This window comes from Enteroscipio rubneri, assembly GCF_002899715.1.
In the GTDB taxonomy this organism is placed as follows: domain Bacteria; phylum Actinomycetota; class Coriobacteriia; order Coriobacteriales; family Eggerthellaceae; genus Enteroscipio; species Enteroscipio rubneri.
Genome location: NZ_PPEK01000002.1, coordinates 118,210 through 131,961, shown reverse-complemented (window position 1 = coordinate 131,961; position 13,752 = coordinate 118,210). Strand labels below are relative to the sequence as shown.

Annotated in this window: 12 protein-coding genes and 1 tRNA gene; 1 reads left to right on the top strand and 12 read right to left on the bottom strand. The window is 62.9% G+C overall.

Annotation, left to right across the window (positions count from 1 at the left end; genetic code table 11):
• Positions 1-37: 37 nt before the first annotated feature.
• The 12 genes from C2L71_RS03320 to C2L71_RS03265 all read right to left on the bottom strand — a co-directional run bounded on the left by C2L71_RS03320 (position 38) and on the right by C2L71_RS03265 (position 12,511).
• Positions 38-126 (bottom strand) — tRNA-Leu (locus tag C2L71_RS03320).
• 82 nt (positions 127-208) lie between these two features.
• Entirely contained in the window at positions 209-466 is a 258-nt protein-coding gene (gene secG, locus C2L71_RS03315) for a preprotein translocase subunit SecG (RefSeq protein ID WP_103264370.1), read from the bottom strand.
• A gap of 46 nt (positions 467-512) precedes the next feature.
• Positions 513-2,123, bottom strand: coding sequence for a 2,3-bisphosphoglycerate-independent phosphoglycerate mutase (gene gpmI, locus C2L71_RS03310; protein ID WP_103264369.1), 1,611 nt, complete (start codon positions 2,121-2,123; stop codon positions 513-515).
• Between the two features lie 32 nt (positions 2,124-2,155).
• Positions 2,156-2,926, bottom strand: coding sequence for a triose-phosphate isomerase (gene tpiA / locus C2L71_RS03305; protein WP_103264368.1), 771 nt, complete (start codon positions 2,924-2,926; stop codon positions 2,156-2,158).
• A gap of 61 nt (positions 2,927-2,987) precedes the next feature.
• On the bottom strand, positions 2,988-4,175 hold the full coding sequence (locus C2L71_RS03300; RefSeq protein WP_103264367.1) for a phosphoglycerate kinase: 1,188 nt from the start codon (positions 4,173-4,175) through the stop codon (positions 2,988-2,990).
• Between the two features lie 185 nt (positions 4,176-4,360).
• On the bottom strand, positions 4,361-5,362 hold the full coding sequence (gene gap, locus C2L71_RS03295) for a type I glyceraldehyde-3-phosphate dehydrogenase (protein ID WP_103264366.1): 1,002 nt from the start codon (positions 5,360-5,362) through the stop codon (positions 4,361-4,363).
• Positions 5,363-5,577: 215 nt separating this feature from the next.
• Positions 5,578-6,441 (bottom strand): 4Fe-4S binding protein, encoded by an 864-nt coding sequence (locus C2L71_RS03290; protein WP_170042424.1) that lies wholly within the window; start codon positions 6,439-6,441, stop codon positions 5,578-5,580.
• A 34-nt stretch (positions 6,442-6,475) separates the two neighbouring features.
• Positions 6,476-7,150, bottom strand: coding sequence for a 4Fe-4S dicluster domain-containing protein (locus tag C2L71_RS03285; RefSeq protein WP_103264364.1), 675 nt, complete (start codon positions 7,148-7,150; stop codon positions 6,476-6,478).
• A gap of 1 nt (position 7,151) precedes the next feature.
• A complete protein-coding gene (locus C2L71_RS03280) occupies positions 7,152-7,838 on the bottom strand; it encodes a TorD/DmsD family molecular chaperone (RefSeq protein ID WP_103264363.1) in 687 nt (228 codons plus the stop codon).
• Positions 7,839-7,914: 76 nt separating this feature from the next.
• A complete protein-coding gene (locus C2L71_RS03275; RefSeq protein ID WP_157938920.1) occupies positions 7,915-8,793 on the bottom strand; it encodes a DmsC/YnfH family molybdoenzyme membrane anchor subunit in 879 nt (292 codons plus the stop codon).
• A 2-nt stretch (positions 8,794-8,795) separates the two neighbouring features.
• Positions 8,796-9,374: a 4Fe-4S dicluster domain-containing protein gene (locus tag C2L71_RS03270; protein WP_103264361.1), complete on the bottom strand. Its 579-nt coding sequence runs from the start codon at positions 9,372-9,374 to the stop codon at positions 8,796-8,798.
• Positions 9,374-12,511, bottom strand: coding sequence for a molybdopterin-containing oxidoreductase family protein (locus C2L71_RS03265; protein WP_129588469.1), 3,138 nt, complete (start codon positions 12,509-12,511; stop codon positions 9,374-9,376). Before C2L71_RS03265 ends, C2L71_RS03270 begins: the two co-directional genes overlap by 1 nt.
• 230 nt (positions 12,512-12,741) lie before the next feature.
• Between C2L71_RS03265 and C2L71_RS11905 the strand changes: the two genes are divergently transcribed.
• Positions 12,742-13,689, top strand: coding sequence for a LysR family transcriptional regulator (locus tag C2L71_RS11905; protein ID WP_170042422.1), 948 nt, complete (start codon positions 12,742-12,744; stop codon positions 13,687-13,689).
• Positions 13,690-13,752 lie beyond the last annotated feature (63 nt).

Genomic DNA, 13,752 nt, shown 5'->3' with positions numbered 1-13,752 from the left:
CAAAAAACACCTGCAGAAGCAGGTGTTTCGATTTTGCTGGTGTCGGAGGCGGGATTTGAACCCGCACACCCGTTGTGTGGGCACTAGCACCTCAAGCTAGCGTGTCTGCCGTTCCACCACTCCGACATTGCTCGCGCTTTGCGCAACGCAGGTTATTCTACCCGAACTGACTCCCCTTGTGAAGAACCTTTTTCGTCAATTTTGCCGTCTAGCTCGATGCGATCGTGCCATGCGGGTAGATGATCATGAGCACAATGAGCGACAGCATGAACACAATCGCGAACACGATGGTGATGCGGTCGAGGTTCTTCTCGACGATGCTCGTGCCGGTCTGCGTGGAGTACACCGAGCTGGCGATCATATCGGAGATTCCCGTGCCCTTGCCGGAATGCAACAGGATAAATACGATGAGGCCGACGCCCGAAACGACGAGCAGAATGAGCGTGATGATGAGAAGCGGGTTCAAGGTTGGTCTCTTCTTTCGTTCAAAGTGATATCGGTATGCGAGTTATTCAGTATAGCGAAACGTGCGGATCGGGGCAAGCATGCGCCGACACGAGAAGGCTTCTGCCCGTCATAGCAGCCGGAGCTTCGAGACCTACAAGGTCCAGAAGCGTTGGTGCGATGTCGCAGAGCGCGCCCTCGGAGCCGTCGAGCGTTCGTCCCCGTCCCGAAAAATCGACGAGCGCGAGAGGCACGAGCGCCGTCGTATGAGCCGTGAAGGGACTGCCGTCTTCGGCGATCATCTTGTCGGCATTGCCATGATCGGCTGTGATAAGTGCCACGCCGCCCGCGCGCTCGAGCGCTGCGAGCACCTCGCCCACGCCCGCATCCACCGCCTCCACGGCGGCCACGGCGGCCGGGATGACGCCCGTATGGCCCACCATATCGCAGTTCGCAAAGTTCACGATATAGACGTCGGCCACGCCGTCGTCGATGGCCGCGGCCAGCGTGGCGGCCACATCGGGCTCGCTCATCTCGGGCTTGAGGTCGTACGTGGCCACTTTAGGGCTCGGGATGAGCGCACGCTCCTCCCCCGCCTTCGGCTCTTCGCGGCCGCCGTTCAGGAAGAACGTCACATGAGCATACTTCTCCGTTTCGGCGATGTGGTATTGGCGAAGACCCGCTTCGGCCAGCGTATCGGCCAAGACGTTTTCGGGAAACTCCTTCGCAAAGGCGACCGGCGCGGGAATCTCTGGATCGTATTCGGTCAGGCACACGAAGCTCACCTGCGGGTACGCGCCGCGATCGAAGCCAGCGAACCCGGGGTCCACCAGGGCGCGCGTGATCTCGCGTGCGCGGTCGGGACGGAAGTTGAAGAACACGACCGCATCGCCCTCGCGCATCCCGCGGTCGGAGAGCGCCGTGGGCACGACGAACTCGTCGGTGACGCCTTCGGCATAGGAGGCCGCCATGATCTCGGCGGGCGTCGCGTCCGTGCACGGCTCGGCGGCCACGATGGCGCGCCACGCCTGCTCGACGCGCTCCCAGCGGTTGTCGCGATCCATGGCGTAATAGCGCCCCGAGATGCTGCCGACTTCGGCGATGCACGCGTCGTCGGCCAGCTCGGCCAGCACGGCCTCGAGCTCCTCGAGGTAGCCCGCGCCGCTCTTCGGCGGCACGTCGCGCCCGTCCATGAAGCAGTGCACCACGATGCGCCCCACGCCGGCCGCCTTCGCGGCGCGCGCGAGCGCGTAGAGGTGCTCGTTCATCGAATGGACGCCGCCGTCGGACACGAGCCCCATGAGGTGCAGCGCCGCGCCCGGCCGCGCGGCCGCCGCGAACGCGTCGTTCAGCACGGGGTTCGCCGCCAGCGAGCCGTCGGCGCAGGCGCGGTTGATGCGCGTGAGCTCCTGGAACACCACGCGCCCCGCGCCGATGTTGAGATGCCCCACCTCCGAGTTGCCCATCTGCCCTTCAGGCAGGCCCACAGCCTCACCCGACGCCTCAAGGCGCGTCCACGGGCGCTCCGCGAACATCTTATCGAGGTTCGGGGTGTCGGCGAGTGAGATGGCGTTGCCGGAACCGGGCCGAGCTAAGCCGAATCCGTCCATTATAATGAGGCATGCCGGCAAGGCGAGATCGTCGACCGAAGCCGCATGGGATCCTTCGATTGCATTCACTTCGTTCACTCCGCTCAGAATGAAAGGCGGGACTACAGACACGCTTCGACGAGCTGGGCGAACGAGGCGGCATCCAAACTTGCGCCCCCAACGAGCCCCCCGTCGATATCCGACTTCGCCATGAGCCCCTCAACATTGCCGGGATTGACGGAGCCTCCGTACAGGATGCGGACGCATTCCGCAGCCTCAGGACCGAACTGTTCGGCGAGCGTGACGCGGATGGCGGCACACACGGTCTCAGCCTGCTCGGGCGTCGCCGTTCGACCCGTCCCGATGGCCCAGATGGGCTCGTAAGCAACGATGCTGCGCGCAACATCGTTGGGCTCGACGCCCGCGAAGGCCGCACGCACTTGCGCGGTGACGTACTCGTCAGTGGTGCCCTCGTCGCGCACCGCAAGTGATTCGCCCACGCACACGATGGGGGTCATATTGGCCGCGAGCAACGCCTTAACCTTACGATTGACGTCCTCGTTCGTCTCGCCGAACAGCTCGCGGCGCTCCGAGTGGCCAACTATGCAGTGCGTACAGCCGATCTCCTTGATCATGGGAATGGATATTTCGCCGGTGAATGCGCCCTTCGGCTCCCAGTATACGTTCTGCGCGCCCACCGCGATTTTCGTCTTGTCGAAATCGAGTACGGTCACGGCCGGTTTGAGGTCGACGTACGGCGGGCAGATTACCACCTCGGCGCGGTCGGACCATGACCCTTTGTAGCGATTGGACAGCTCCTGCGTGAGCACCACAGCTTCCGCCACGGTATTGTTCATCTTCCAGTTGCCCGCCATCATGGGTTTGCGTGCCATTAGGTCTTCCTTTCCATCGAAACATCCCGCATGGAGGGCAAGCCCCCGTGCGGGACATCTTCTACTTCTTAAGCGCTTCCACGCCCGGGAGGGCCTCGCCCTGCACCAGCTCCATGGAGGCGCCGCCGCCGGTGGAGATGAACGTCATCTTGTCGGCCAGGTCGAACTTGTTGACGGCGGCCACGCTGTCGCCGCCGCCGATGACGGTGTCCGCGTCGGCGTTGGCGGCCACGGCCTCGGCCACGGCCTTCGTGCCGGCCTCGAACGGCTGCATCTCGAACACGCCCATGGGGCCGTTCCAGAACACGGTCCGGGCCTCGGCCACGGCATCGGCGTAGAGCTTCGCCGTCTCGGGCCCGATATCGAGGCCCATCATATCACCGGGGATGTCGCCGACCGAAACCGTGAGCGTTTCGGCATCTTCCGCGAACCGGTCGGCGACGACGACGTCCACCGGCAGCAGCAGCTTCACGCCGCGCGCCTCGGCCTTCTCGATCATGGCAGCCGCGCGCTCCACCCAGTCCTCTTCCTTGAGCGACGTGCCCACCTGCTTGCCCTGAGCCAGCAGAAACGTGAAGCACATGCCGCCGCCGATGATGAGCGTGTCGCACGTGTCCATGAGCGCGTCGATGACTTTGATCTTGTCGGACACCTTCGAGCCGCCGAGGATGGCGGTGAAGGGACGGCGCGGCTCCTCGAGCATGCCCGAGAGCGTGCCCACCTCGCGCTGCATGAGGTAGCCCGCGTACGCCGGCAGCAGCGCCGCGACGCCGGCCGTGGAGGCATGGGCGCGGTGCGCGGTGCCGAACGCGTCGTTGACGTACACGTCGCCGAGCGCGGCCAGCTCCTCGCAGAACGCGAGGTCGTTCTTCTTCTCGCGCGCATCGAAGCGCAGGTTCTCCAGCACGAGCACGTCGCCGTCGCGCAGCGACGCGGCCTTCGCGCGCGCGTCGTCGCCCACCGTGTCGGTTGCGAACACGACGGGCTTGCCCAGCAGCTCCGAGAGCTTCTGGGCGGCGGGGCGCAGCGAGAACGCCTCTTCGCAGCCCTCGCCCGCCGGTCGGCCGAGATGGCTCATGAGCACGACGCGCGCGCCCTGAGCGACGAGCTTCTCGATGGTGGGCAGCGCGGCGCGGATGCGCGTATCGTCGGTGACGACGCCGTTCTTCACCGGCACGTTGAAGTCGACGCGCACGAGCGCGCGCAAGCCGTGCGCGTCCAGCTCGTCGATGGTTTTGATGTCGGCCATGGGGCCCTCCTAAAGGTTTTCCTTTTGTCGAACAGGTTGGCACTAGTAAGACAGCGAGGGGCACTGTGGTGCCCGAGGTTCGCGGGATGGCGCGGGCGACGCGTACTTGGGTACGCGAGTCCGCGGCATCGTGCGAAGATCGGGTGCCACAGTGCCCCGCAGCGTCATGATTTGGTTAAAATCTTCTACAGAAGGATTTTAACCAAATCTTTAACCCTGTTCGAGTAACCCCACTCATTGTCGTACCAGGAGATGCACTTGACGAAGTTGCCCTCGCCGCCCAGCACCATGGTGAGCTTGCTGTCGAAGATGGAGGAGTGCGGGTTGTCCACGATGTCGATGGAGACGATCGGGTCCTCGGTGTACTCCAGGATGCCCTTGAGCGGGCCTTCGGCGGCGGCCTTCATCGCGGCGTTGATCTCCTCGGCGGTGGCGTCCTTCTCAAGCTCCACCGTGAGGTCGACCATTGAGCCGTCCGGCGTGGGAACGCGGGTGGCGAAGCCGTCGAGCTTGCCCTTGAGCTCGGGCAGTACGAGCGATACCGCGCGGGCCGCGCCCGTGGTGGTGGGGATCATCGACATGGCGGCCGCGCGGGCGCGGCGCAGGTCCTTGTGGGGAAGGTCGAGGATCTTCTGGTCGTTGGTGTAGGAGTGGATGGTGTTCATGTAGCCGCGCTTGATGCCGAAGTTGTCCATGAGCACCTTCGCGAAGGGGGCCAGGCAGTTCGTCGTGCAAGAAGCGTTGGAGATGATGTTGTGCTCGTCCTTGTTGTACTGGTCGTCGTTCACGCCCATGACGATGGTGATGTCCTCGTTCTTAGCCGGCGCGGAGATGACGACCTTCTTGGCGCCCGCATCGAGGTGCGCCTTGGCCTTCGTGCCGTCGGTGAAGAAACCCGTGGACTCGACGACGACGTCGACGCCCAGCTCGCCCCAGGGCAGGTTTGCCGGCTCGCGCTCGGAGAGCACCTTGACCGCATGGCCGTCAGCCACGAAGCCGTCCTCGGTGACCTCGACCGTGTCGAAGGCGCGCCCGTGGATGGAATCGTACTTGAGCAGGTGGGCCATCGTCGGAATGTCGCCGAGGTCGTTGATGGCAACGACGTCGATCTCCGGATCGTCCACCATCGCGCGGAACGCCAGGCGGCCGATGCGACCGAATCCGTTAATGCCTACTTTGGTTGCCATGCGTATCCCCTTTCATAAAGATACTCTTACTCAATTACGGCACGAATACGATGATACAACACGAACGCGCACCATTCTAGCCGCGTCTCTCGATCGCCACCTGCCCGATATGTCGAGCACGAAGGTGAACGGCCGATTTCAGCCGTAAAACCGCTGTCTGCGCGTATGCAGACAGCATGCATGTATGGATTTATGGCGTTTGAGCGGACAGCGTCTTAAGGACGTGGCTGCTTCGTCTTGCCGAAACTGATGGCGCCGACCGGGCAAACCGACGAGCAGTCCTTGCACTTCGTGCATTCGCACAGGGGCCTTGAATGGTCAACGTCGTGCAGGTTGATTTCCTCAAAGCAGACGTCTTTGCATCGGGTGCAGGCGATGCCCTCGGTGGTGCGCAGGCACTTGCTTCGATCAACATGGGGCCGCAGCCGCGTGTTCAGACTGCTCGCGAGCGACATGATCGCGCCCAGGGGGCATATCTTATGGCACCACCTTCTGAACACGAACAGCTCGAGGGCGAGAAGCAGCGGGAACACGATGAGCAGCCAGGATGGCTCGTTGAAACCAATGAGCCGCCACAGCCCGATGACGAGGCAAAACGTCAGGCCGATCGGGCACACAAGACAGAAAACCGGAAATCCGAACACCGCCGTTGAACCCAGCGCACCCAAAAGCACCGCGAAGCGTGAATCAAAACGAGGGCGCGCCCTCGTCTCGGGATGAGGATGCGACAAGACGGGGTCGCCGTCCTCGTCGTCGGCCTCGCGGGAAAGCTCGCGCTCCTTTTTCGGGGCGAGCAGCAGGGACAGGGGCACGGGACAGACCCAGCCACAGAACACCTTGCCCAGCACGAAGGCGATGATGATCAGGCACGCCAAGGAGGCCACCGCCAGCGGGATGAACGTCTTCGATGCGATGAGCACCTCAAGCGAGCCGAGCGGACATATCGCCGCGATGCTGCCGAATCCGAACGAGGACGGGGTACCCGGCGCAAGGTTCGTCGCAAGCCCGACAAGCACGAGCGCAAAAAACAAAAGCATGGCAGCCACGCGGAGATACGTCACCGGAATCTTTCTTTTCATGACACGCACTCTTTCTCGAAGGAGAGGTGCTCCGTCAGCGCACGAGCGCAGGCTCCACCTCGATGCCGCGCACATCCCCTCCCCCATAGCTCAACAGCCGGGAGGACGGACAGCGGTTTTCGCAGACCCCGCAGCCGTTGCATGCGTTCTCATCGACCACAGGCCTGTCGTACTCGTCAAGCGATATCGCTTCGTAGGGACACGCCTGCGAGCACAGAACACATGCGCTCTGCCCCTTCCAGGCGATGCAGCGGTCTTCGTTGACAACCGCATGCCCCAGCACGAGCGACGTTTCGAAGAACTCGTCATCGGGCATCGGATCGAACGCGAAGCGCGCGCCGCCCGACGTCGCAAGCGCGCCGGTCGGACAGACTTCGGCGCACGCCCCGCAGAAATTGCACCATCCCAACTTGAAGTTCATCTTGGGGCTTCGAATTGAGAGCAGTCCGTCCTCGAGCGTCGCCGGCGCGATGACCCGGGTGGGACACGCGCTGCGGCAGCGATCGCAGCGCGTGCACCGGGCAAAAAACTCCTGTTCGTCGCCGCCTCCCGGCGGTCGAATCAGACTCTCGTCTCCGGGCGCGAGTTTCGCGGCGCCGCCCACGCACGCCAATCCCGCTATCGCGCCGGCTGCGTACACGAAATCCCGGCGGCCCATGCTCGGGCCATGAGGCGCCTTCGGCTTCGCCGAGCCCGCTTCGCCAGCCATGCTAGCACCGCTCCGCGCTCGCGAATGCGCCCGCCGTCTCCTTCAATGCGGCGAAATCCCGCTTCACGTAGGCCGCCGTCAACTGCGCCAAGCCGCGATAGAAGTCCGTCTTCGCTCGGAGGTTCACGTGCCGGCAGAACGCCGGCACCCAATTGACCAGGTGTCCCTGCATGAAATCCCGCTGTGCGGCCAGCAGCTGTTCGGCCGAGGCCGCTTGCCCGGACGCGGACGCATCGAGATACTTGCCGATGAGGAATGCGAAAAACTCGAACTCGAGCGCAACGTGGTCCTCGCACTCGTGATACCGTTCGCTTCGCCCGAGGCCGTAACGGTGGTACCACGCAAGCACCTCGTCGCGAGCCTCCTGCATGAGAAGGCCCTTCTCGCTCGTGAAGACCGACTCGTAGGGATAGGCCGCGGTCTTGTTGGTCGAAGCGGCGCCGCAGAATACCTTGGCGTAGTCTTTCGCCAGATCGAGCGTCGATGCATCGGACGATGCGAGATAGCGCCGCATGAGATACAATCCCTCGTCAAGCGATGCGTCCCCAGAGACCGTCACGCCGCCTTCCTGCAGCATCTGCAGAAGATCCCCGTCGACTTCTTCGCGGTACAGGCGCGCCAGCAAGGCGTACATCTCCATACGATGGCGCATGGCGTCGTCAAGCTCCGCCAAATTCGTTGCTTCCATAACTGCATCCTCTCAGGTGCCGCGCGTATCCGCGCGCCCGTGCGCGTGGCAGGCGGGCGCGCGGAATCGCTCAATGTCAGTAAACCAGCAGGGAGGCGCCGGCGCAGTAGAGCAACGCGCGGAAGGCCAGCCCGCCCAGAAGAACCAGGACGACCGCCGTCGCCGTCGCCCCAACGCTTGCCCGGGGTGCCTTGCGCGAGACGACCAGGGCCGCCAGCGGAAGGACGAGTCCCACCGCCACGACGCCGCCCCAGAACAGCATGGCAAGATCGCCCGAGAGCATCCGCTCGCCAATCGAGGCGGGATCGACAGGAGGCACCGTCAGCAGATCGACGTGCATCGCCTGCGTGTATCCGGCGCCGGCAAGCGAGCAGAAAAAGACAGCGAAGGCCACGACTGCGAGCGCGAGCAGGACGACGGCCGCAATCGCGACGACGATCGCCTTCGAGCAAGCCGTGTCATCCTCCGTGCAGACGGCCATGAGCAGCGCCATGACAAGCGCTCCCAGCGAGGCGGCATCCAACAGGTAGTACAGCGGCAGCAAAATGGTGTTCCATGCGGGCATGGACGCCATCATGTAGGAATGGCTCATCACGAGCACGAGCACGACCGAGAGCAGCGCCGAGACGACTTTGACCGCCCTTCCGACATCGCCCTTTCGCCTGAGCCGCACGAAGTAGACCACCATGGTGATGGCAACCAGGCCAAGCGCGATGAGCTCCTGGTTGATGCCCGACGTGATATTGCCGAACTGGCCGAAGTAGCGCGCCGGCGTCTGGAGGTGCAGAACGCTTGCCAGTCCTCCGATCACGAGCGCGGCAAACGCCGTAATGAGGCCGGGGAGCTGTATGCGCGCATACTCCTTCTTCATCGAGGCGACGGAGATGAACCCGAACGTCCCGGCGGACAGGCATATGAATGTGGTGAAGACTACGAGAGGCCACTGGAGCTCCATGTTCACAGCCTCCATTTCTGCTTGTCGAGGATATAGATGTTTGTCGGCCCGTTGCCGACGTCGGGCAGGGTATGGGCCCTGTCGCCCGCCTCGGCGACCAGCTTTGATACCTCGCTCGACGCGTCATCGAGGTCGCCGAAGTGCAGGGCGCCTCCGGTACAGGCGCTCACGCATTCCGGCTGCCCGCCGGCCGCGATCAGCTGCTCGCACATCGTGCACTTCTCGACGACCTTCGTTTCCTTGTTGAGCGCGCGCACATCATAGGGGCACGCCATCACGCAGAATTGGCATCCGATGCACTTCTCTTTGTCAATCTGCACGGTGCCGTCTTCCAGCTTCTGCGAGGCGCCCGTAGGGCAGACGCTCACGCATTCCGGCGTGCGGCAGTGCTGACACTTCATCGGCAGGTAGTACATCTCCACGTCGGGAAACGTATCGCCTTCGTTGATGGGATTGGGGCCGACGCGCAGGATCTTCGTCCAATGGTTGCCCAGAGGCGGGTTGTTCTCCACTTTGCAGGCAACCGTGCATGCATAGCAGCATACGCACTTGTTGCATTCGGTTACGATCGCATACTGCATTACAGCGCCTCCTTCTCTTCTTCGGTCAGGGGCATCCACTCCCTCAGACGCGGATCGTCGCCCGAGGTGATGATCTCGATCCCGGTGTCGGGATCGCGCGGCACCACATGGCCGTCCGGGCAGTTCTCCGGCGTAGCCTTGTAAACCTTCACCAGATAGGCGCGCAGAGTCGTGCTGCCCAGAACGGGGTCCTGGGCGTACTGATCGACCAGGACGTTGACGTTCGAGAGATCCCAGCCGTGTTTCGGCGCGGGCAGCTCGGGATACCACCAGCCGTGATCCGCCTCGATGATCCTCGGGTCGATGCCGGCGAACAGATCGGCCGTCTCGCGGACCCTTCCGCGGCGCGACTCGATCCAGCACCAGTCGCCTTGCTCGATGCCGAGCTGGGCGGCCGTGTCGGGGTGAATCTGGAAATGCGGCACGGGGTAGAGCTCGCGCATGTAGGGCTGCTGACGGCCTTCGCTATGGAAGTACAGTGGGTTGCGGTGCCCGGTGGTCATGATGAGCGGATACTCCTCGTAGACCTCGGGGGTCTGATAGGGACTCTCGTAGGGCTCGCGCACGATCGGCAGAGCCGCCAGGTAATCGTCCTCAAGGCCGACCTCGCGCTCCACGCCCTGCGTGTCGGCGGGGTATGACTCCAAGACGGTCGACCACAACTCGAACTTGCCCGTCGGCGTGGGGAATCCGAGCGGACCGGGCTTACCGGTCACCATGAAGTCCTCGCTCTCGGAATCGAAGTACCCCTCAACCGAGCGCAGCCAACCCCACAGATAGCGCTTGTAATAGCCAAACGGCGACATTTTCTTGAGCGACCACTGCCCATGCTCCTGGAACTTGTCGCAGAAATCCTGGTAGCTGTCGAACTGCAACGGGGCGCCGTCAAGCCCCAGCTCGGTCGGGCCGCCCGCCTGCATGACGTGTCCACCCATGAAGTCCATGGGCTTCATGGTGATGACCGACATGTCGAGCGCCTGCTCCTCGGTTGGCCATTGCGCGTCGCCGAACTGCCCGAGGAACGGGACCTGCGACTTATCCGCGGGCCACCAGGGTGCGCCGAGCGCGGGAGCCAGCTCGTTGATGAGGGAGAGGCTGTCCCACTTGCTTTCAGCCATCGGCTCGACGATCTTGACCATGGCTCCGAAACCGCCTTCGCCGTTCTGCGAAGCGCGCACGCACGTATTCTCCAAGAAGTGGCGCGCCGGCAAGACGATGTCGGCAAGCTCGATGGTCGGCGTCCACCACAGCTCCCAGCCCAGGTAGAAATCGAGCGTCTTGAATGCCTCCCAGTTGGCAACGGCGTTGCCGGAATGGAAGTGGCTGCCCGTGCATGAGATCATGCCGCGGATGGGATAGGGCTTGCCCGACATGATTTGGTCGGTGCAGGTGGTTTGATCGTGGAAGATAGCTGCGTTGCCCACCTGGCCGGCCCAGGGGATGAGCGGGAAGCGCCCCGCGCCCGGCGTGCCGTCCTCGCCCACCGCGCCGGCGCACTGGCCCGATTGGTCCGGCGTCAGTTTATTGTCGACAAAGGGCGTATGGTACTGGAAATAGGTGTTGTACAAGAAGTAGAGCAGGTCGCTTCCGCGATTGCCGCCGAACGTGTCGATATTGTTGGTGACGCCGCTCAGGCACAAGATGGTGCGGCACGTCTCGGTCGCGTTGCCAGTATGCTCGATGGGTAGGTTGTACATGATGCCGCCCATGCCCGGCTCCTTGCTGTAGGCAAGCGCCGTCTCGCGGATCAGGTCGGCGTCAAGCCAGCAATGCTCGGCGGCGCGCTCGGGCGTCCAGTACGCCACGCGCTGGGCGAACCGCTGCCACACAGGGACGGCCCTGACCGTCCTGCCGTCCTTCAGCGTGACCTCGAACTCCCCCTCAAGCGCCGGGTCGAGGTTAAGCGCCTCGGGAAAGCCCGGATCGATCGTGTTCAAAGCAGCGGTGTCGTCGTAGTTGTCGTCCTCGGGAGTCAGGTAGCTGGGATGCAGCACCTCGCAGTCCTTCTCCGGGTCGGGATACGTCGGGCCCGTCTCGCCTTCCCACAAACCCGACGGCGCGTCGAAGAAGGTGACCTTGCCCTGCCTGGCGTTCCACACCGCGAACTTCTGCGGCGAACCGCCCTCCACCATATCGCTCTCCTTGAGCAGACGGGTGCGTATATTGAGTGGATAGGCGCCGGGCATCTCGTACTTGTTCGTCCATGCAAACCCGCTCGGCTCGAGATCGTCCACCACGAGCATGGGGCCGTTGGTCCAGCGCTTGATGAACAGCTCGTCGTAGGTTTTATTCTGAATGATGACGTTGATCAGGGCCTGCGCAAGTGCATCATCGGTGCCGGGCCGAAGATGCAGCTGATAGTCGCACTCCTTGCCCAGATTCTGCAGCCGCGGGCCAACGCAGATCGACACCTCGGAATTGGACTTCATCTCAGCGGCCACCTTGCCGGCCGTGTCGTAGTTCGAAACCTCCTGGTTGGTACCCCATTGGAAGAAGCACTTCGCACCATCGTTGCTGGCCACCCAGTGCGGAGATGCATAGGCGATCATCGCGCCGCTTGCAATACGCGGACCCTTGCATACCTGCCCCGCGGTCGAGCCCTGATTGGAAGTCCCCACCACCGCCGGCAGACTCTCGGTGGCGTATGTGGTGGTACGGCCGGTGCCGTGCAGAATCTTAATGGAATGCCACCCGTTGTTTTTCGGATCCTCGACGATTTTCCTCAGCCCGTCGGCCGCTTGCTGGATGGCCTCATCCCACGAGATGCGCACCCAGCCGGGATCCTCGCCCTTGGGATTCGTGCGCTTCATCGGGTACTTGATGCGGTCGGGATGATATAGCGCCTGCATGGCGCCGCGGCCTTTGCAGCAGCAGTTGCCATGCGACGAAATAGCCGACTCGTCCCCCTCGATCTTGATCACACGCCCGTTCTTCACGCTGACCCAGATCGGGCATTCCATCTTTCCGCAGGCGCGGCAGTGGCTGCGGATGCGCTTGACCTCTCCGTTGTCGGCATTGAGCTCTTCGGCGCTCGCCTGCTCCAATCCGGTCAGTGAGCCCGGAGCCAGAACCGCGGCGAGGGCCGATCCGACGCCCACCTTGGCGAATGTGCGCCGACTCATGGTATTCGTTGACAAGTTGCATCTCCTCCTCTTCGATCGACGGCTCAGAGCGCCTCTCGAATCCCCCCGAGCCTCAAGATTGCTCGTATTCGCTGTCTTTTGGCACGTCCCCCTTTCACGACGATGCCTCTGAAATCATTTATACTTACCAGAAGGGGAATCAAAGACATGACGATTCGAGCGCAATGCGATCGCGCAATGGAATCATGCCATTCCAAAACGAAGCGCCTCGCGGGGAGAGGGACATGAATTCAAGCTATCTGAACGAGTTTCTCGTCGTTGTTCGGCATATGAATTTCACCGCAGCAGCCAAGTACCTCAATCTCACGCAGTCCTCGTTGAGCAAGCACATGGCCGCGCTTGAAAAGGAATTCGGCTGCACGCTGTTCAAACGCAACCTCCAGGGGATCGAACTGACCTCGCAGGGGCGCGTCTTCAGCATCGACGCGCAGAAGATGCTCAATCTCTACGATGAGGCCAAACGGCACGTGAGATCCGCGACGCGCGAAGTCCGCCTGGCGGGGAGCATCGAGGACGACGCTATGGTGAGGTTGGTGTCCGAGGCGAAAGCATATCTGGCTGCGCACGATCCCGGCTTCACGCTCTCCTTGGCGCATTGCGGCACCCAGTCGCCCTTCGATCAGCTTGCGTCGAGGCAGATCGATCTGTTTGTCGAGGTCGCCCTGCAAGACGAAGAGACCGATCCGCGCTGCGATTCGTGCATTCTGGCAACGGTGCCTTTGGTGGCCATCGTGAGTCGCCAGCACCCGCTGGCGGATCGCGAAGCAATATCCGTGCATGATCTGGAGGGACGGTTGGTCGTACACCCCATCGGCAGCCTCGGCTTCGCGCGCGGAACCCTTGCCGTGGACGAGTTCTTCCGCCGCCATGGCGTCGTTGTCGAGCAAGAGCTTATCTTCGCCGACTCAACGCGCGATTTCTCGTTCTCGAATCTGGAGGAAAGCATCTTGGTGACCCCGCGCTCGAATTTCTCCAAGCGGCTCTTTCCCGGCTCGCTGGATGACTACCTTCCCCTGCCCATCGAAGAGCCTGACGCGGCTTTCCCCTACCACCTCATCTGGCGCAAGAACGAGCAGGCCGACCAGATCACGATCTTTCGGGAGGTACTGCTGAACATCTCGGAAAGCATCTGTCCGATCAACGCTCATTGGCTTGCGCGTGGACGTGTGTGAGCTGCGGGACCGGCGGGCTCGGCGTACGGCGAGCCCGCGCGTGCGCCGCCTCGCCGCATCAAG